Annotated in this window: 21 protein-coding genes; 15 read left to right on the top strand and 6 right to left on the bottom strand. The window is 35.9% G+C overall.

Translation table 11 applies throughout. From position 1 onward, the window contains the following. Positions 1-38: 38 nt before the first annotated feature. Positions 39-296, bottom strand: a complete 258-nt coding sequence (locus MHI57_RS07450; protein ID WP_095372545.1) for a DUF2624 domain-containing protein — start codon at positions 294-296, stop codon at positions 39-41. A 168-nt stretch (positions 297-464) separates the two neighbouring features. On the opposite strand from MHI57_RS07450, the gene MHI57_RS07445 reads away from it, so the two are divergent. Genes MHI57_RS07445 through MHI57_RS07435 form a run of 3 tightly spaced genes read left to right on the top strand, consistent with a single transcriptional unit; the run spans position 465 to position 2,536 of the window. Continuing rightward, positions 465-1,253, top strand: coding sequence for a metal ABC transporter ATP-binding protein (locus MHI57_RS07445; protein ID WP_307312882.1), 789 nt, complete (start codon positions 465-467; stop codon positions 1,251-1,253). After that, positions 1,253-2,101, top strand: a complete 849-nt coding sequence (locus tag MHI57_RS07440) for a metal ABC transporter permease (RefSeq protein WP_095372547.1) — start codon at positions 1,253-1,255, stop codon at positions 2,099-2,101. The genes MHI57_RS07445 and MHI57_RS07440 overlap by 1 nt, the downstream gene beginning before the upstream one ends. A gap of 24 nt (positions 2,102-2,125) precedes the next feature. Next, positions 2,126-2,536, top strand: coding sequence for a Fur family transcriptional regulator (locus tag MHI57_RS07435; RefSeq protein ID WP_095372548.1), 411 nt, complete (start codon positions 2,126-2,128; stop codon positions 2,534-2,536). 50 nt (positions 2,537-2,586) lie between these two features. Here MHI57_RS07435 and MHI57_RS07430 read toward each other — a convergent pair whose 3' ends face one another. Beyond that, complete coding sequence (locus MHI57_RS07430; protein WP_095372549.1) at positions 2,587-3,159, bottom strand: 5' nucleotidase, NT5C type; 573 nt, start codon at positions 3,157-3,159, stop codon at positions 2,587-2,589. Positions 3,160-3,368: 209 nt separating this feature from the next. Here MHI57_RS07430 and MHI57_RS07425 point away from each other — a divergent pair, with 209 nt between their 5' ends. After that, positions 3,369-3,740 (top strand): DUF4190 domain-containing protein, encoded by a 372-nt coding sequence (locus MHI57_RS07425; protein ID WP_340975616.1) that lies wholly within the window; start codon positions 3,369-3,371, stop codon positions 3,738-3,740. A 47-nt stretch (positions 3,741-3,787) separates the two neighbouring features. Here the strand turns inward: MHI57_RS07425 and ispG are convergent, their stop codons facing one another. The 3 genes from ispG to MHI57_RS07410 form a co-directional block, all read right to left on the bottom strand. Further along, positions 3,788-4,897 (bottom strand): flavodoxin-dependent (E)-4-hydroxy-3-methylbut-2-enyl-diphosphate synthase, encoded by a 1,110-nt coding sequence (ispG, locus tag MHI57_RS07420; RefSeq protein ID WP_180317072.1) that lies wholly within the window; start codon positions 4,895-4,897, stop codon positions 3,788-3,790. 125 nt (positions 4,898-5,022) lie between these two features. Continuing rightward, positions 5,023-5,361, bottom strand: coding sequence for a hypothetical protein (locus MHI57_RS07415; protein WP_095372552.1), 339 nt, complete (start codon positions 5,359-5,361; stop codon positions 5,023-5,025). A gap of 121 nt (positions 5,362-5,482) precedes the next feature. Beyond that, the gene (locus tag MHI57_RS07410; protein WP_307312886.1) at positions 5,483-6,265 is read right to left on the bottom strand and encodes a DUF1189 domain-containing protein; all 783 of its coding nucleotides are present in this window, start codon (positions 6,263-6,265) and stop codon (positions 5,483-5,485) included. 236 nt (positions 6,266-6,501) lie between these two features. Between MHI57_RS07410 and MHI57_RS07405 the strand changes: the two genes are divergently transcribed. The 10 genes from MHI57_RS07405 (at position 6,502) to phoU (ending at position 17,973) form a co-directional block, all read left to right on the top strand. Then, the gene (locus MHI57_RS07405) at positions 6,502-8,130 is read left to right on the top strand and encodes a Na/Pi cotransporter family protein (RefSeq protein WP_180316948.1); all 1,629 of its coding nucleotides are present in this window, start codon (positions 6,502-6,504) and stop codon (positions 8,128-8,130) included. A 131-nt stretch (positions 8,131-8,261) separates the two neighbouring features. After that, the gene (locus MHI57_RS07400; protein WP_095372554.1) at positions 8,262-8,744 is read left to right on the top strand and encodes a DUF456 domain-containing protein; all 483 of its coding nucleotides are present in this window, start codon (positions 8,262-8,264) and stop codon (positions 8,742-8,744) included. A 110-nt stretch (positions 8,745-8,854) separates the two neighbouring features. Next, positions 8,855-9,463 carry a superoxide dismutase gene (locus tag MHI57_RS07395; RefSeq protein WP_095372555.1) on the top strand — a complete coding sequence of 203 codons (609 nt, stop codon included), beginning with the start codon at positions 8,855-8,857 and terminating at the stop codon, positions 9,461-9,463. Positions 9,464-9,704: 241 nt separating this feature from the next. After that, positions 9,705-10,910, top strand: coding sequence for an MFS transporter (locus MHI57_RS07390; protein WP_095372556.1), 1,206 nt, complete (start codon positions 9,705-9,707; stop codon positions 10,908-10,910). A gap of 159 nt (positions 10,911-11,069) precedes the next feature. After that, complete coding sequence (locus MHI57_RS07385) at positions 11,070-13,169, top strand: peptidoglycan D,D-transpeptidase FtsI family protein (RefSeq protein WP_322909686.1); 2,100 nt, start codon at positions 11,070-11,072, stop codon at positions 13,167-13,169. A 423-nt stretch (positions 13,170-13,592) separates the two neighbouring features. After that, positions 13,593-14,567 (top strand): PstS family phosphate ABC transporter substrate-binding protein, encoded by a 975-nt coding sequence (locus tag MHI57_RS07380; RefSeq protein WP_095372557.1) that lies wholly within the window; start codon positions 13,593-13,595, stop codon positions 14,565-14,567. A gap of 51 nt (positions 14,568-14,618) precedes the next feature. Further along, positions 14,619-15,569, top strand: a complete 951-nt coding sequence (pstC, locus tag MHI57_RS07375) for a phosphate ABC transporter permease subunit PstC (protein WP_095372558.1) — start codon at positions 14,619-14,621, stop codon at positions 15,567-15,569. Position 15,570: 1 nt separating this feature from the next. Next, positions 15,571-16,449: a phosphate ABC transporter permease PstA gene (gene pstA, locus MHI57_RS07370; RefSeq protein WP_340975610.1), complete on the top strand. Its 879-nt coding sequence runs from the start codon at positions 15,571-15,573 to the stop codon at positions 16,447-16,449. A 25-nt stretch (positions 16,450-16,474) separates the two neighbouring features. Then, on the top strand, positions 16,475-17,290 hold the full coding sequence (pstB, locus tag MHI57_RS07365; RefSeq protein ID WP_370873266.1) for a phosphate ABC transporter ATP-binding protein PstB: 816 nt from the start codon (positions 16,475-16,477) through the stop codon (positions 17,288-17,290). Positions 17,291-17,313: 23 nt separating this feature from the next. Then, on the top strand, positions 17,314-17,973 hold the full coding sequence (gene phoU / locus MHI57_RS07360) for a phosphate signaling complex protein PhoU (protein WP_180316949.1): 660 nt from the start codon (positions 17,314-17,316) through the stop codon (positions 17,971-17,973). A gap of 87 nt (positions 17,974-18,060) precedes the next feature. Here the strand turns inward: phoU and MHI57_RS07355 are convergent, their stop codons facing one another. Next, positions 18,061-18,831: an SDR family NAD(P)-dependent oxidoreductase gene (locus tag MHI57_RS07355; RefSeq protein WP_224935969.1), complete on the bottom strand. Its 771-nt coding sequence runs from the start codon at positions 18,829-18,831 to the stop codon at positions 18,061-18,063. Positions 18,832-18,994: 163 nt separating this feature from the next. Here MHI57_RS07355 and MHI57_RS07350 point away from each other — a divergent pair, with 163 nt between their 5' ends. After that, entirely contained in the window at positions 18,995-19,570 is a 576-nt protein-coding gene (locus MHI57_RS07350; protein ID WP_340975607.1) for a TetR/AcrR family transcriptional regulator, read from the top strand. The last annotated feature ends 87 nt before the right edge of the window (positions 19,571-19,657 follow it).

The following is a 19,657-nucleotide window of genomic DNA, read 5'->3' as shown; positions in this document are numbered from 1 at the left end:
TGTTAAAATCGTAGATGTCAATGGCACTTGTAATCGACTTAAGAATTGGTAAACATAAGAAATATTTGATTGACTGACTTTGCCGTGTCTACACCTGCAATATTGGCAATTTCTTTGACAAGTTTCTTTCGTTCATTTTCATTAAAGATATTCACCTTTTTACCGCGAAGATATTGGGCGATTTGCTCCGCTTCTGAGCGGCTAACTGAGATATTAAATTGTTTTCCATACTTTAATAATTCATCTGCGGTAATGTGATTGACTTTGTGATTAATGATGTTCTCAAAGATTTTCATGTGCTTCACTCCTCATTAAACTGTATGCACCTGTGCAGAAAAATTTGCCTATTTTTCTACAAAAATTGATGAAACAAGCCCCATTTCACTCCTTTACAAGGTTAGGAACTTCATGTATACTACTCTTTGTACTAAATCGTAATGATTCTTAAAACGAAGGTGAATATGATGGAAACACTGCAAGAGCCAGTGATTAAAATAGAGGATGTTTCCTTTAGATATGAAAAGAATAATGTATTAGAGCGGGTAAATTTAATTGTAAATGAAGGAGACTTCTTAGCCATTGTTGGTCCAAATGGTTCTGGAAAATCAACACTTCTCAAGTTAATATTGAACTTATTAAAATTACAAAATGGGAAAATCACTCTTTTCGGGGAAGAAATGAATCAATTTAAGGACAGGCAAAAAATTGGCTTTGTTTCGCAAAAGGCAAATTCATTTAATACAGGTTTTCCGGCAACGGTATTTGAGGTTGTTGCTAGTGGGTTAACAAAAAAGCTGGGACTATTTAAATGGATGAAAAAGGAAGATAGGCGTCATGTTATCGATGCTATAGATTCTGTTGGATTACGCGAATATGAAATGAGTAATGTGGGAGAGTTATCTGGAGGTCAGCAACAACGGGTGTTTATTGCAAGAGCGTTAGTTAGTGAGCCTAAATTACTTATATTAGATGAACCGACTGTTGGTGTTGATGCACAACATGTGCAATCATTTTATCATATGCTTGAAGATCTGAATAAAAACCGTGGCATTACGCTTTTACTGGTTACACATGATATAGGGACAGTTTCTGAGCGGGTATCACATGTTGCATGTATGAATAAAACTCTTCATTTCCACGGGAAAACAGAGGAATTTGAGCGTCTTGATAAAGCTGAAATGTCGACGTTTTATGGACATGACGTTCATATCTTATCCCATGATCATCACCACCATCATGAAGGGGTGAGATGATGATTGCTGCTATATTTGAATATGAGTTTTTACAAAATGCTTTTTTAACTGGTATGATTATTGGTATTATTGCCCCTTTACTTGGTGTGTATATTGTAGTCAGGCGGTTATCATTGATAGCAGATGCGCTTAGTCATGTAACGTTAGCTGGGATTGCAGCAAGCTTATTACTTGAAAAGAAACTAACCGGTTTTAGCGGAGTCAATCCTGTTTATATGGGGATGGCTTTTTCCGTTACAGGATCTGTGTTTATAGAAAAGTTAAGGTCTGTATACAAGCATTATCAGGAGCTTGCCATTCCTATTATACTTTCTGGGGGAACCGGTCTAAGTGTAATATTTATTTCACTCGCTGATGGCTTCAATTCAGATCTGTTTGGTTACCTTTTTGGTAGCGTTAGTGCAGTAAGTAGAGAAGATCTATGGCTTATTATCATCATTTCGGTGATTATTATAGCCATTATTGTTTCTTTATATAAAGAACTATTCTTATTATCTTTTGATGAGGAGCATGCGCAAGCATCTGGTATTCCAGTAAAAATTGTTCATTTTATTTTTATTGTGATGGTGGCACTTGTTATCGCTTCATCTATGCGTATCGTTGGAATTCTCCTCGTATCCGCACTTATGACTTTACCGGTTGCTGCGAGTATGCGGATTGCAAAGGGCTTTAAGCAAACGATTTTATTGTCAGTTATTTTTGGGGAAGTGTCAGTACTTGGCGGTTTATTTTTAGCATATTACTTAGATCTTGCTCCTGGAGGAACCATTGTGATCATTGCTGTGTTAATATTATTAGTAACGATACTTTTAAAGAAAGTAAAGACATCTAGACCAGCTAAAGTATAATTGCAAAAAAAGGGTGAATCAGTCATGAATGTGAGTGGAGCATTAGAACTGTTGAAAAATCGAGGCTATAAGCATACAGGCAAGAGAGAAGAAATGCTTGCACTATTTGCGGATAGTAATAAGTACTTAACGGCAAGAGAAGTCTTAGAGGAAATGAAACCAGATTATCCGGGCTTGAGCTTTGATACCATTTATCGTAATTTATCGTTGTTTGTTGACTTAGATATTCTTGAGATGACCGAGTTATCTGGTGAAAAACATTTTCGGTTTACTTGTTCTCATGAACATCATCATCATCATTTTATCTGTCTGGATTGTGGAAAAACAAAAGAAATAGAAACTTGTCCGATGAATACTCTGGCAGAAAACTTAAAAGGATATGATGTTTCTGGGCATAAATTTGAAATTTACGGAAAATGCCCAGAATGTTGTTAATTGGAAAAACCCCTCATATATGAGGGGTTTTTTATGTGAAGATAGTAAGATTACACAGATACTTTTAACCAATTCTCAACCCATGTGGCTGCTTCCTTCCAGCTTGTCACCCGTTTTACGCCGTCTGGAGTCGGTAAGCGGTTATAGGGTGTATCGAACAATATGACGGGAATTTGACACGCCTCATGGATCATAACAGCATTATCATGTTTATCTTCGAAGAATATGTCAATATCATATTGTTTAGCTGCTGAGACTTTATCATGAGAGCCAATAAGATCAATATGATCAAAAGTAATGCCATTCTGTATGAACCAATTTTCAGTTACGCTCATCAAATGAGTTGAGCGTGCACTAATAAAAAATAGTTCATGTTCTTCTTTCCATTGTGTTAATATTGTTTTTGCGTTAGGTACAATGGTTGACTGGCGATAAATTTCCGGTTCATTTTCTTTAAACCATTGATCGAATGCTTGAGGTTCTATATCTACAAGCGGATACAAGTCATATTGCTTTATGTCTTCTAAAGTAAGTTGTAAACCAAATGCTTTGTTCATAAAAGGAATCATTGCCGCTGGACTCGTGACAGTTCCATCGATATCAATTCCGAATCGTTTTTTCATTTCATTGCTCTCCTTTAAAACTTGAACATTTAACCGTTCACTTCATTTTATCTCTACTTCCTAATTTTAGCTGAAACTTTTCATTATATAAACCATAAAAGCCTTTTTGTTGCTAGAAAATCTTAACACAAGTAAAAGTGTAACGCTTGTTAATAATAATAAATGCTCCACCACAGAAAAAGTGGATACCATTAAAGCGAGGGATCATGATGGCAGATCAGATGCGTAAATATGATGAAGATCAGCTTCGTCGTGACAGAGTTGATGAGAACCAGTATGAAGTCTCAAGCGATTATTCAGAAGAAACTGCAGCCGAAATTGCTGCTCCTGTAACTTATGATGAGGACAGGGGAAGGGATGACGATAGAAAAGGAACGCGTAGTGGTGGCCGAGGAGTAGGTATTACTGCTTTAGTATTATCAATCCTTTCACTATTCATTATGCCGATATTTCTTGGAGCTGCAGGGATCGTACTTGGTATTGTTGCAAATAGCAAAGGAGCTAGAGGATTTGGCACTTGGGCGATTGGTATCGGTATAGTATCGCTCTTAGTAGGGATTTTTATTATGCCATTCTTTTAAATAATGAACAACAAGCGCCTAGGAGTATCCCTAGGCGCATTGTTTATTTAAACTGTTTCTTTGGCGTTTTCTTCTTCTTCTTTTTGTTTTGCAAAGTACTCTTCAGCTATTTTATCAATTTCAATCTTTAATTCATCGACCATTGTATCTTCTGGTACTTTGCGGACAATTTTCCCTTTGCGGAATAATAAACCTTCACCTCGTGCTCCAGCGATGCCAATGTCAGCTTCTCTTGCTTCACCAGGGCCGTTAACGGCACAGCCCAAAACAGCGACTTTAATTGGTGCTTTAATTGTTGAAATATATTCTTCAACTTCATTCGCGATACTAATTAAGTCGATTTCGATACGACCACAAGTCGGACAAGAAATGAGTGTCGCAGCATTCGATGATAAACCGTATACTTTTAACAGCTCTCTAGCCACTTTTACTTCTTCAACTGGATCAGCACTTAATGAAATTCTTAACGTATTTCCGATACCTTTATGAAGAATTGCGCCTAAGCCAGCTGCACTTTTTACTGTACCGGCAAATAATGTTCCGGATTCAGTAATCCCTAAGTGTAGAGGATAATCAAAAGCTTGAGCTGCTTTTTCATAAGCTTCAATCGCTAAATTGACATCTGACGCTTTCATGGAGACGATAATATCATGGAAGTCTAGGTCTTCCAGGATTTTAATATGGTGAAGTGCACTTTCAACCATTCCGTCTGCTGTAGGATAGCCGTATTTTTCTAAAATGCGTTTTTCTAATGAACCTGCATTTACACCAATACGAATAGGAATACCTTTCGCTTTAGCAGCTTTTACAACAGCTTCCACTTTTTCGCGTTTTCCAATATTACCTGGATTAATTCTAATCTTGTCAGCTCCACCTTCAATGGCTTTTAAAGCTAACTTATAATCAAAATGGATATCAACGACAAGTGGAATATCGATTTGTTTTTTTATATCAGCAATCGCATTAGCTGCCCTTTCATCTGGACATGCTACGCGAACAACTTGGCATCCTGCTTCTTCTAATCGTTTAATTTGCGCAACGGTTGCTTCTACATCATGAGTTTTCGTTGTAGTCATACTTTGAATAAATAATTCATTACTTCCGCCAATGGTTAGCGGTCCCACTTTTACCGGACGAGTTTTCGTACGATGTATCATTTCACTCAATGGAGATTCGCTCCTTTATATATAAAAAATATATTTGAACTTCTCAATGTAAGCTCTTATCATCAACTATTGTATCAATGAAGTGATTGAATTGACAAGAAATAGATGCTAAGCATTTAGTTTTCATTATTATATGAAGGAAATTTATAGGTATTGCCGTATTGAATTTCTTCAGGCTTTATTCCGTTATTTAATGTGCTGAAATCTTCAGCAATAACATTAATTGGAAGATTTTCGATGTTCATATTTTGCTGCTCAATAATGGATAGAACGGTATCTCCCCGATTCACTTCTTTTTCGAAATAAGTAAGGCCTACCTCTTGTTCGCCTTTTTCTAAATTTGTGACCTCTGCGACAACGGGTGCAATATGTTTAGGGAGAGTTCCTTTGGAAAGATCGACGTATACAGCAAATGCAATGATAATAATTAAGATGAAGGCTGAAATTCTTCTCATATTTACAAGCTCCCGTCATTATAGAATAATCATTATCATACTTATGCATGTACATATCTAATTAGAACAGATTATGTATAAAAAAACTGCAGACGGTATAGGCGTCTACAGTATGATTCCATTATTGTTCAGGTATTTCCTTTTTCTGATGAGGTATTTCTTTGATGGCTAACATGAGAATGATGATGGATATTAACCAGTTAATAAGTGCTCCATTTGGAACAACGGTTTGTAGTGTGTCCATGATAATAAAAAATACTGTTGATAACGTGATACTATAAGCGGCTATTCGCCACATGTAGCGATAAGGAAGTGTCTTCTGAACAATTCTCACAATCATTATACCGATTAAGGCAATAATGGAAATTTCTATTAAGCGCATGGCTACAGAAAATAAATACAGTACAATAGCGAAGATACTAATTAAAATGATTAACCAAGAATCTGCCGTTTGTATTAATTCAATAACGGTTGATTTATCAATATTGATATCACCGAGCATACTATAGCTATAGGATTGTTGATTGTTTCCGCTAATGAACACCAATTCGTCTTGTAGAATGGCAATGGTATCATTTGTTTGTAATATTTCATCTTTCTTTACAATATTATTAGAGTCAAAAATAATGGTCACACCATCATTCTCAACAGTAATAGGTGCTGTTTCATTTGCTTGTAATGTCCCATTAGCAATCTCAAATTCAGGCAAATCATCCATTATTGTTGATTCCATTGATTGTACACCATTGAAGACGGATGTACTGAGAAAAAAAATAGTGGGGATAATGGATAGGAAAGTGAGAAAAAAAACATAACCTATAGTCTTTCCTATACCCTGCTGACGAAATGTTGCAATGTCTTTTGGAGAATAAATGCTTCTTATAAATTGTTTGAAGATATTCAAAAATTTTCCACGTCCTTACTTGTCATTATTCTACTTATTTTAACGACAATACTTTCGTCATACAAGAATAATAAGTTTTTTGAATAATTAATCCTTTGTCATCTAATTGTAACATAAGGGAAAAATATTAAAGGTTTGTAAATTTAACCGTTACACTATTTACATTAATAGAGAAAGCTTTAATAATAGTGTGGGGTTTACATTAGTGTTGAAATACTTTCTAGGGGTTGAAAAGCTTGGAATTAGATATTCAAAAGATGATATTTGAGTTTGTCGGTGGATTAGGTATCTTCCTTCTCGGAATTAAAACGATGGGAGATGGTCTACAAAAGTCAGCTGGAGATCGTCTTAGAGATATTTTGGATAGATTCACCACAAATCCATTAATGGGTGTACTAGCAGGAATGTTAGTAACGATGCTTATTCAAAGTAGTTCTGCAACGACGGTGTTAACAGTAGGATTAGTTAGCGCTGGATTTATGAATCTACGTCAAGCGATAGGCGTAATTATGGGTGCGAATATTGGGACAACCTTTACAGCGTTTATAATTGGTCTAGATATTGGTGAATATGCGTTGCCAATCCTAGCGATTGGGGTATTATGCTTAGTCTTCTTTAAAAATAACCGTATGCAAAACATTGGGTCTATTATATTTGGTTTTGGGGCATTGTTTTATGGATTAGAGTTAATGGGCGGTGGTATGAAACCGTTAAGTAACTTACAAAGCTTTCATGACTTGACAGTTAGTATGAGTGAGATTCCAGTATTAGGTGTTCTTGTGGGAACTGTGCTTACAGTAATTGTGCAAAGCTCAAGTGCGACAATTGGAATATTGCAAGGCCTATTTTCTGAGGGGTTAATTAACTTAGATGCAGCTCTTCCAGTTTTATTTGGAGATAATATTGGTACAACGATAACTGCCGTATTAGCTTCACTTGGGGCTACAGTTGCAGCTAAACGAGCAGCGCTAGTTCACGTAACGTTTAATTTAATTGGAGCTACCATCTTTTTAATATTACTTCATCCTTTTACTTTATTGGTTGAAATGTTCCAAGCGAATCTTGGACTGAATCCAGAGCTGACAATTGCGTTCGCTCATGGAACATTTAATATTACTAACACGTTGATTCAACTGCCATTTGTGGCTGTTCTGGCCTATATTGTGACGAAGCTTATTCCGGGTGAAGATACAGTGATTGAGCAAAAAGCCAAACATTTAGATGCTGTTTTTATTCAGCAATCGCCATCAATTGCTCTTGGACAAGCAAAAGAAGAGGTACTTCGAATGGGTCAATTTGCTGTTGAAGGATTAAATGAGACACGATCATTTTTAATAGATGGTTCTCCTAAACATGGTGAAAAAGCTTATCAAATCGAAAGTGCGATAAACAATCTGGATAGACAAATTACAGATTATCTTATTCAGCTTTCTAGAAGTTCTTTATCTAATAGCGAATCGGCTGAACATACGGTTCTAATGGATACGATTAGAGATATTGAAAGAATGGGTGACCATTTCGAAAATATCGTTGAATTAATGGATTATAAGAAAGCCAATAAGGTAAGTATTACGGAATCCGCTATGAAAGATTTAGATGATATGTTCCAATTAACGATCTCTACGGTTTCTGAAGCATTAGAAGCGCTAGATCATAATGATAAAGAAGCAGCACAACATGTTGTACAAAAAGAAGATCAAATAGATAAAATGGAGCGTAAATTACGTAAACAACATATCATTCGCTTAAGTGAAGGAGTATGTTCTGGACAAGCAGGGATTGTATATGTGGATATCTTAAGTAATCTAGAACGAATCGGTGATCATGCAGTTAATATTGCAGAGGCTGTATTAGGCGAAGATTGAGTATTATAAAGAGGTAAGGGTTGGTTCCTTACCTCTTTTTTTAAAATCTTTCGATGGAAAAGATAACATTTTAATGTTTTAATTATGGCGAGACTATGAGAAGTTTTTGTTATGAATAGGAGGGAACGGTTATGGATATTTTAGCTTGGGCACTCATTATCATCTTATTTGTTATAGCTTTTATCGGATTGATTTATCCAATTATCCCGAGTGTACTTTTTATTGCCGCTGGCTTTATTGTTTATGGATTATTCTATTCCTTTGAACCTTTTGGTGTACTGTTTTGGTCCATTCAAATTTTATTTGTAATATTACTATTTGGTGCCGACTATATCTCTAATATGGTTGGTGTGAAAAAATATGGTGGGACAAAAGCTGGAATATGGGGAAGCACTATTGGAATACTAGTAGGTCCTTTTGTTATCCCGGTGGCAGGTATATTACTTGGACCAATAGTCGGGGCAATTATCGCAGAATTAATTGTACATCGTCGCCCATTTAAGGAAGCGGTCTTAGTTGGATTTGGGTCACTTGTAGGATTCATAAGTAGCATCATTACTAAAGGAATTGTTCAAGTAGTGATGATTATCTATTTCTTATTTGTTGTTCTATAAAAAAATTAATTTTTATGTTTGATTCTATGGCAAAGTGGTATAGAAAATATAAGAAGACATTTTAATGATGTCTGCATATGATTATATTTTTTAGTAGGAGGAATGTTTACATGGCTTATGAACTACCGAAATTACCGTATGCTTATGATGCTTTAGAACCACATATCGACAAGGAAACAATGAATATCCATCATACGAAACACCATAATACTTATGTAACTAACTTGAACAATGCAATTGAAGGAAAAAGTGCATACGCATCGAAAAGTGTAGAAGAATTAATTACCCATATAAATGATATTCCTGAAGATATCCGTACAGCTGTCAGGAATAATGGCGGTGGACATGCCAACCATTCTTTATTCTGGGAAGTTCTTTCACCAAATGGAGGGGGTACACCAACAGGCGATTTAGGAGATGCGATAGCTAGTAAATTTGGTAGCTTTGACGACTTCAAGGATGAATTTGCTAAAGCAGCTACTGGTCGCTTCGGATCGGGTTGGGCATGGTTAGTTGTTGATAATGGAGAATTAGCCATAACGAGCACACCTAATCAAGACTCGCCATTAATGGAAGGCAAAACACCCCTTCTTGGGCTAGATGTTTGGGAACATGCTTATTATTTAAACTATCAAAACAAACGTCCTGAATATATAAAAGCGTTTTGGAATGTTGTCAATTGGGACGAAGTAGGCAGAAGATATCAAGAAGCGAAGTAAAAGCCAAAATAAATCTATAATCTTAAAAAAAGCGCTATTCATTGGAATAGTGCTTTTTTACATTGCTGTCTAATAAATGTCACTCTTTCCTAATGTATGGGCTTCGATTGTCTAACCATAATTGTTTTTTGTAAGAAGACCAAGTGACATGAAATATTTTTTCAATGAGGATCTTCCTTTTCTTGCATAACTCCATCGTTTTTGAAGGAGACTATTTGTAGAATCGAAGGGGAGTTTTTTTATGAGTAAATTGCAGAGAGTGATTGGAAATATTGAGCCGACCAGAGACCTTGTTTTATTGCTGCTAATTGGAGGATTATATTCCTTAAGTATTGCGTTATCCAATACTTTTGTGAATATTTTTTTGTGGAAGCAATCTGGTGAATACGTGGATTTAGGCTTATATAACCTCGCTGCTGTTGTTCTGCAACCTATTGCATTTATTATTGCGGGCAAATGGGCGAAAAAAGTAGATCGTGTCATTGTTCTAAGGTTAGGGGTTATATTTCTTGCCTTCTTTTATATTTCTGTGCTTCTTGTAGGGGATAAAGCGTCGTCATATCTCCTTTTATTAGGTTCTTTATTAGGTATAGGTTCTGGTTTTTATTGGCTTGCGTTTAATGTATTAACATTTGAAATAACCGATCCAGAAAATCGAGACTTTTTTAATGGTTTTCTCGGGTTACTTTCATCATTTGGTGGTATGATTGGTCCTATTTCTGCCGGTTTAATTATTTCAAAAATGAAGGCTTATACTGGTTATTCAGTCATATTTGGAATTTCATTAGCATTATTCGCGATTGCCGTATTTTTAAGCTTTTCTATTAAAAGGCGTCCAGCAAATGGAAAATATTTTTTTAAGCGGATTATAGAAGAACGAAAGTATAATAAGAATTGGAAGAGGATTACAAATGCTCATTTTTTCCAAGGGTTTCGTGAAGGTACATATGCGTTTGTCGTTTCTGTCTTTGTGTTTATAGCTACGGGGAGCGAATTAGCACTTGGTACATTCGGATTATTAAATTCAGGTATCGCATTAGTTTGTTATTATATTGCTTCAAGATGGATTAAGAAAGAGCATAGGAAAAGAGCAGTGTTAGCTGGAGGTGTGTTATTATTTCTGTCAATTTTCCTGTTAGTATTTCATATAACCTACGTTAATCTTTTGCTCTATGCGGCATTAATTGCAATCGCTTATCCTTTATTACTCGTTCCTTATTCTTCAATGACTTATGATGTAATAGGCACAGCCTGGAAAGCGGCAGAAATGAGAATTGAATATATTGTTGTAAGGGAATTATTCTTGAACATCGGTAGAATATTATCTTTGTTGTTCTTTATAGTGGGTGTAATCTATTTTGATGATCATGTGATCTTGCCGATATTGCTAGTAATATTAGGGATTGGGCATAGTATGATCTATTTCTTTATAAAGAATATCGAATGATGTGAAAAAAATATTCAAAATAACTATCATTTCCTTATAGTTATGAATAGAATTATTTTTGGTTTTCTTTTAAAATAAGTATATGTAATTAAGAGGGAAGTGTGGTTTTAGCAATTGAATAAAAAGAAAAAGAAGAATCGTGTGTCCTTTCGGTTGAACATGCTATTCTTAATTGTCTTTGTGTTGTTCTCTGTACTTATTTTTAGATTAGGGTTTGTTCAGATTGTCTACGGTGATGACTATAAGCGAGAAATAGAACGAACAGAAGAAATCACTGTAAATAACCCTGTACCTAGGGGAAAGATGTTTGATAGTACAGGAAAGATTATTGTCGATAATATCCCGCAGAATGCCATTACATATACAAATAATGGAGCTAGTCAAGAGGAAATGCTTGATACTGCTGAGAAATTAGCGGAACTAATTGAAAAAGATACAGAAAAAGTCACGGAACGAGATGAAAAAGATTATTGGATTATGATTAATCCTGATCGCGCGGATGAAAAGGTAACAGAGAAAGAAAAGGAAAATATTCGCGAGGACGAAGAAGCCGATTACGATAAAGATGTCTATCAATTAACATTAGATCGTATTACGGAAGAAGAATTGGATGAACTGACAGAAGACGACTTGGAAGTGCTTGCGATTTATCGAGAGTTCTCTAGTGGGTATGCCTTTACACCACAAGTTGTTAAAAATGATGAAGTAACTGCAAAGGAATTCGCCCTAGTAAGCGAAAATTTAGATTATCTTCCAGGGGTTGATACAACAACTGATTGGGACCGTTACTATGCTTTTGATAATACATTGAAATCTGTCCTTGGTTCTGTTTCTTCTTCTGAAGAAGGTATTCCGAAAGAAATGCTTGATTACTATTTAGCAAGAGATTATTCAAGAAATGACCGTGTAGGTAAAAGTTATCTTGAATATCAATACGAAGAAGTCCTCCATGGTCAAAAAGCCAAAGTGAAAAATGTCACTGATAAAGGTGGTACGATTCTAGAAACGGTTACAATTTCAGAAGGGCAGCGGGGGAAAGATTTAGTATTAAGTGTCGATATGGATTTACAATTAGCAACAGAAAAAATCATTGAAGAAGAGTTGCGTGCGGCTAAACAAACTGGAGGAACCAGTCTTTTAGATAGAGCCTATGTCGTGTTAATGGATCCGTATAGCGGCGAAATTTTAACAATGGCTGGTAGAAGGCTTGTGAAAGATGAGGAAACAGGCCGAACAAGAATGACGGATGATGCGTTAGGGAATATTACGACCACTTATAACGCCGGTTCCGTAGTCAAAGGGGCTACTATTCTTACGGGCTATAAGGAAGGTGTGATTCAACCTGGTACAGTAATTAATGACCAGCCATTAAAAATTGCTGGTACACCTGTAAAAAAATCATGGAAAACGTTCGGACCAATTAGTGATTTGTACGCATTAAGGGTTTCATCCAATGTGTATATGTTTGAAACAGCCATTCGAATTGGAGGCGGCACATATCGCTATAATAAATCATTGCCGTTAGATCCTAAAGGGTTTGATACAATCAGAGAATCGTTTGCTCAGTTTGGTTTAGGCGTTAGAACAGGGATTGATCTACCAAATGAACAAACAGGATTTAAAGGAATGAGTCAACTCCCTGGATTTATGTTGGACTTAGTGATTGGACAGTATGATACGTACTCTAATATGCAGCTCGTGCAATATGTGTCCACGATTGCTAACGGCGGGAATAGAATGGAGCCTCATGTAGTAAAAGAAATTAGGGAGCCTTTATTAGAAAATGAAGAATTAGGCCCTATTGTAGAAGAAATATCGCCGAAAGTTCTTAATAAACTTGATATGGATGCTTCTTGGATTGAACGTGTAAAAGAGGGATTCCGTCAAGTTGCACAAGAACAACAAGGTACGGCACTATCCTTCTTTGGTGATAAAGAGTATGACCCTGCAGGTAAAACAGGAACAGCAGAGGCTTTCTATGATGGACCACTACGTAGTAATTATGATGAGCCACCTGAAGTAATGAATATCAGCTATGTTGGTTATGCACCTTCTGATAATCCAGAAGTGGCAATTGCTGTCATGGTCCCTTGGGCCTATGAAGGTGGAAGTGGCCATAAAGCAAACATGATTATTGCCGAACGCGTCATGGATGAATACTTTGAATTAAAAGAAGAACGTGCGAAAGAAGAAAGTAAGAAACCAGAAGATTTAACGAAGCAAGAAGTAATTGATGTTAACAAAGAAGAGGATGAATAAGCTTGTTTGTTTTGAAAAACACAAGCATAACAGATACTAATCAACAATCAAACTCGGATTCACCCTATTTTAAAGGGGGAATCCGAGTTATTTTTATGCTTTTCTTTTAGTTTTAGTTTATAACATCAGAAGTGAAAGAGGCAAAGAACGCTGACAATCCTACACAACTACCTCTATATTATCGTTCTTTTACTAAGGAGTGCCTCGACAATCCCCATGTTCATTACTTTGCTTTTACAGCATTGTTTGTTTGCAAGGTAATGCTCACTCCAAAAATGAGATATGATTTTCCCTAAATTTCACTTTACATTTCTTCACATTGGTTTACAGAATATTTACACGACATTTATTTCCTATTAACGTTTAGGTCTTATGATGGGTTTGTAGGACAAAACAACTGATTTTCTAGGGGGAATATTTCTAATGAAGAAACGATTCAAGTATGTGGCATCAACATTAATGATTGGTTCTGTTCTTGCTTTTACAACGGCATGTGGAGCAAATGGCGGTGCGAACAGTTCAAGTAATGGAGAGCAAACAACTAGTGAAGAAAATCAACAGTTACAAGGAGAAATCAAAATTGATGGCTCCTCTACAGTTTATCCTATTATGGAAGCTGTTGTTGAAGAATTCAGTATGGATCAGCCAGGCGTACAAGTGTCAGTCGCTTCTTCTGGAACAGGTGGAGGATTTAAACAGTTTATTGCAGGAACAACGGATATCAGTAACGCTTCGAGAGAAATTAAAGATGAAGAGAAAACCCAAATTGAAGAAGCAGGAATTGAGTATTCAGAATTAAAGCTAGCCAACGATGGATTATCAATCGTTGTAAATAAAGAGAATGATTGGGTCGATTCACTTACTATCGAAGAATTGAAAGAGTTATGGATCAATACGGGAGAAACAAAAAAATGGTCAGATATTAGACCAGAATGGCCAGATGAGGAAGTCAAATTTTATTCTCCAGGAACAGACTCTGGAACGTATGATTACTTTAATGAAATCATTCTGGAGGATGAGCCAATTGTAGAACAAGCGACACTGTCAGAAGATGACAACATCCTTGTTCAAGGTGTAGCAGGGGACGAAAATGCCATTGGATTCTTTGGATTTGCTTATTATGTTGAGAATCAAGATAAGCTAAAAGTTGTTCCAATCGATGGTGGGAATGGTCCGGTAGAGCCGACTCATGACACGGTTGAATCAGGGGAGTATGCACCATTATCACGTCCTTTATATATCTACGTGAAAAATGATTCCCTAAAGAATGAAGAAACATATGAATTCGTTAAGTTCACATTAGAAAATGCGGGGGCACTTTCAGAAGATGTCGGTTATGTGAAATTAAAAGATGAAGAATATGAAACAGGGTTATCAACAATTGAAGATTTAAAATAAGTGTTTGAATGATGAAGAGAGATCATCATCGTAATGAAGGGGGGATCAACTATGAATATACAACAAGAAGAAAAAGCGTTTTCTGTGCAAGAACTTATACAACAAAAAAAATCTAAAAGTAAAAATAAACTGAAGTCAGAAAAGATTGTTCCAGTTATCTTATTATTAACCGCGATTGTGTCAGTATTAACGACGATTGGGATCGTTGTAACATTATTTGTGGAAACGACGACTTTTTTCAGTCACGTAAGTATCAAAGAATTTTTTACCGCACAAAAGTGGTATCCATTTTCTGAAACACAAGGCTCATATGGAATCCTACCGCTTATTTCAGGAACGTTAAAAGTTGCTCTTATAGCTGCAGTTGTGGCAGTCCCGATTGGTCTCGCTGTAGCTATTTTCTTGAGTGAGTATGCGAGTGACCGAACAAGGAGAGTTATTAAACCTATTTTAGAAGTATTAGCAGGCGTACCTACTATCGTTTATGGGTTTTTTGCTCTCACTTTTGTGACACCAGTGCTTAGAGAAATGATTCCATCTCTGCAAATATTCAATGCGCTTAGCCCAGGGATTGTTATCGGGATTATGATTACACCGATGATTGCCTCATTATCAGAAGATGCCATGTCGTCTGTACCTAAAGTGATGAAAGAAGGGGCTTATGCATTAGGGGCAACAAAACTTGAAGTGGCCATTAAAATTGTTATACCTGCCGCTGTTTCAGGTATTGTTGCTTCTATTGTATTAGCAATTTCAAGAGCAATAGGTGAAACAATGATTGTCGCTGTTGCAGGAGGCTCCACGCCTAACTTAAGCTTTGACGTGACAAGTAGTATTCAAACAATGACGGCTTATATTGTCCAAGTCAGTCAGGGAGATGCTGGATATGGTACGACCATCTATTATAGTATCTACGCAGTTGGATTTACATTGTTTATTTTCACCTTGTTCATGAATATGCTCGCCCAATTCATCTCCAAGCGCTTTAGGGAGGAATACTAGTATGAAATTAATTAATCATGATCAAGTACTAAAGAAAATGTCACCACGAAAATGGAAAAATTCCGTTTTTAAAGGTTTGTTCATGTTGGCGACTGCGTTTGCATTAGTGGTTCTTGCGATATTATTGTATCGCATTATCACTCAAGGAATTGGTTATTTAGACTGGCAGTTCTTGCAATCTTTACCTTCACGTGATCCTGAACAAGCGGGTATTAAAACAGCTTTAATAGGGACCATTTGGTTAATGGGTGTTGTTGCCCCTGTGACGCTTATACTTGGTGTAGGAACAGCCATTTACTTAGAGGAGTATGCGAGTAAAAATAAGTTTACCTCACTGATTCAGATTAATATATCTAACTTAGCAGGTGTCCCGTCGATTGTTTTTGGATTATTAGGATTAACGGTTTTTGTGAGAGCATTAACTTTAGGAACAAGTGTATTGGCCGCAGGCTTAACGATGAGTTTACTCGTATTACCAATCATAATCGTCGCGGCTCAAGAGGCGATTCGAAGTGTACCGATGGAATTAAGAGAAGCGTCATTTGGAATGGGAGCTAATAAATGGCAAACAATTGTAAGGGTGGTTATGCCGGCTGCATTACCTGGCATATTAACAGGAGCAATTTTAGCTCTCTCTAGAGCAATCGGGGAAACGGCACCATTAGTAGTGCTTGGTTTACCACTTTTCTTAGCGTTTTTACCTCAATCTGTTTTCGATATGTTTACTGTCTTACCAATGCAAATCTATAACTGGACGAGTAGACCGCAAGAAGAGTTTCATGCCGTTGCAGCGGGGGGCATTATTGTATTACTAGTAATGTTAATTGTGATGAATTCTATTGCTGTGTTGATCAGAAATAAATTCCAAAAAAGGTATTAAACGAGGAGTGGAGAATATGAGTACATTGGTTGCACCTAAAAAAGAAGCCGCCGATTCACTTGACAACTATAAAAATCTTAATGATAACAATAAAGTTTATCAAACAAAAGAATTAAATTTATGGTATGGAAGTAATCATGCATTAAAACAAATCAATTTAGATATTTATGAAAATGAAGTAACTGCGATTATCGGTCCATCAGGATGTGGAAAATCGACTTATATTAAAGCGTTGAACCGAATGATTGAAATGGTACCATCAGTAAAAACATCAGGAGAAATTCAATATCGTGGACGTAATATTTTTGATAAACGTTATGGTGTTGAAGAATTAAGAACAAAAGTGGGTATGGTGTTCCAAAAGCCGAATCCTTTTCCTAAATCTATCTATGAAAATGTTGTTTATGGTCCGAGAATTCATGGTATAAGAGATAAGAAAGTCCTGAATCAAATTGTTGAAAAAAGTTTAAAAGGGGCAGCGCTTTGGGATGAGGTAAAAGATAGATTGCAGGATAACGCTTATGGTTTATCAGGTGGTCAACAGCAAAGACTATGTATTGCAAGATGTTTGGCGATAGAACCAGATGTTATTCTCATGGATGAACCTACCTCAGCATTAGATCCGATTTCAACACTAAAGGTAGAAGAGCTTGTACAGGTATTAAAAAAAGAATATAGTATTATTATAGTGACTCATAATATGCAACAAGCAGCTAGGATATCTGACCGAACGGCCTTTTTCTTAAACGGTGAAGTAGTAGAATTCGCAGAAACAGATAAAATCTTTTCTAATCCAACTGATAAGAGAACGGAAGATTATATTACCGGTAGGTTCGGCTAATTAAGTAAAGGAGACTGATTATATTGCCAGTAAGAGAGAAGTTTGATGAAGAATTAGCAGTATTAAGAGGAAAATTATTAGATTTAGGTCATTTTGCTGAAAATGCTCTTTCTTTATCGATTCAGGCACTTGAGAATCATGATATAGAACTAGCTTTAGAGATCATGGAAAATGACACAAAAGCAAACATATTGTACGAAGAAATTAATGATTATGCCATTTTATTAATAGCGAAACAACAGCCAGTAGCTATTGACTTGCGAAGAATTATTGTCGCAATAAAGATAGCAACGGATATTGAGAGAATAGCTGATTTTGCTGTGAATATTGCTAAATCAACGATTAGAATTGGGAAAGAAGACCATGTGAAACCAATTGTTCATATTAAACAAATGCATGCGATTTGCTTAACGATGTTAAACGATTCATTAACTGCTTTCAATGAAGAAGATCTTAAAAAAGCAAAAGCCGTTGCTGACATGGATGATGAAGTGGATGATTTATATGGGCAAACGATTGTTGATTTACTGAGAATAAGTGGGGAACAATCTGAGCGAATTCCGCAAATTACTCAATTATCTTTTGTTTGTAGATATTTAGAACGTGCAGCAGATCATGTCACAAACATTTCTGAGCATATCTTCTATTTAGTGAAAGGTAAGCAATTTGATTTGAATGATTGATAAAAGTAACGAACCTCTTTCATCATAGAGGTTCGTTCTTTTATTTATATGAAATGAATGTGAGTCTTATTTATTTGATTAAAAAAATTAGTTACTGATCCAACCACCGTCAACGACCAATTCTATTCCATTAACAAATTTAGATTCGTCTGAAGCAAGGTATAAGTATGCATTTGCAATATCCATTGACTCTCCAGCATAAGGAGGTAATGGAGCTAAACCTTTATAGTTCTCTCCCATTTCTTCTTGTGTTTTAATTCCAGCTTTCTCAACCATACCTGTAAAGATTGCACCAGGATGTACGGAATTCACTCGGATGTTATCTTTTCCAAACCACTGAGCACCATGTTTAGTAAGTGCTCTAACTGCGCCTTTTGATGCACTGTACGCTGCGCCTTGTGCATCAGCGACTCCGCCCACAATTGCTGCAATGGAAGATGTATTAATAATTGACCCTTTGCCATTCTGTTGCATATAAGGTATAACGGATTTCATTCCAAGCCATACACCGGTTGTATTAATGGCCATCACTTTATTCCAATCATCTAATTCTGCTTCTAAAATTCCTTTTGCCATATGAATTCCTGCATTATTGACTAAAATATCAATTTTACCGTATTTTTCTATTGTCGTTTGAACGACATTTAACCATGATTCTTGGCTTGAAACATCTAATTTTAAGGCAATGGCTTCTCCACCATTATCAATAATCTCCGCAACCTTCACTTTTAAAGCATCTTCAACTATATCAGTTGCTACAACCTGAGCGCCTTCTTTTGCGAAAATTTGTGCACCTGCCAAACCCATTCCGCTAGCAGCACCAGTGATAATAGCCACTTTTCCAGTTAATCTACCCATATAAAAGTCCCCTTTAAATAATTATAGAATATAGCTTTTAAACATTGTTGTAATCGATTACAATACCACTATAATTATTTTTGTTTTCTTTAACAACCAACAAAAAAGTATATATTTGTTGGGGTTACACGGAGAGGTGGCTAAGTTAATGAGTAAAAATCTAATGACTGAACAAAGGATTAAAGATGCTCTGGTTACATTATTACTACTAAAACCATTTCATAAAATTACAATAACTGACTTAACAACTACTGCAAATATTAATCGAAGCACCTATTATTACCATTACTATAGGAAAGAAGAAGTTCTAAAAGAAGTGATGAACGAAGCAATTGGGGACTTAATCGACAAGATGGAAAATAGTACTTTAAATCAACGAGATTATGAAATTGACCAAAGTGTTTTACCTTCTACAAAAGAATTATTTAACCATATATTTAAATATAGACATTATTATAAGTCACTATTACAAAGTGATGTTTCTTATACATTTGAAAATAAATTTATAAAAGCACTAAAGCAATATGTTCATAATATTCAAATAGACTTTGGAGGAAATGATAAGTTTGTGATAGATCATCAATTATATACAAATTACCAGGCGTATACAGTTTTGGGGCTTATTAAGCATTGGATTGATACAGAGTTTGAAGAATCGCCCATTTATTTATCTGAACAACTAACATCTTTATTGCATGTAAAGGTAAATTCCGTATCATTTACTAGCAAAGTAAAATAAAGAAGTAGGAACTTTTTGTGACAAGCATACTCTTTTATTTAATAGATCAAGCGGGGGAATTGAGTGTCAATTTCTAAAAGAACTGAT

The organism is Cytobacillus sp. FSL K6-0129 (assembly GCF_038007625.1).
Lineage (GTDB): Bacteria > Bacillota > Bacilli > Bacillales > Cytobacillaceae > Cytobacillus > Cytobacillus kochii.
Note: the sequence above shows the minus strand (reverse complement) of the source record. Positions and strands in the feature narration are given on the sequence as shown.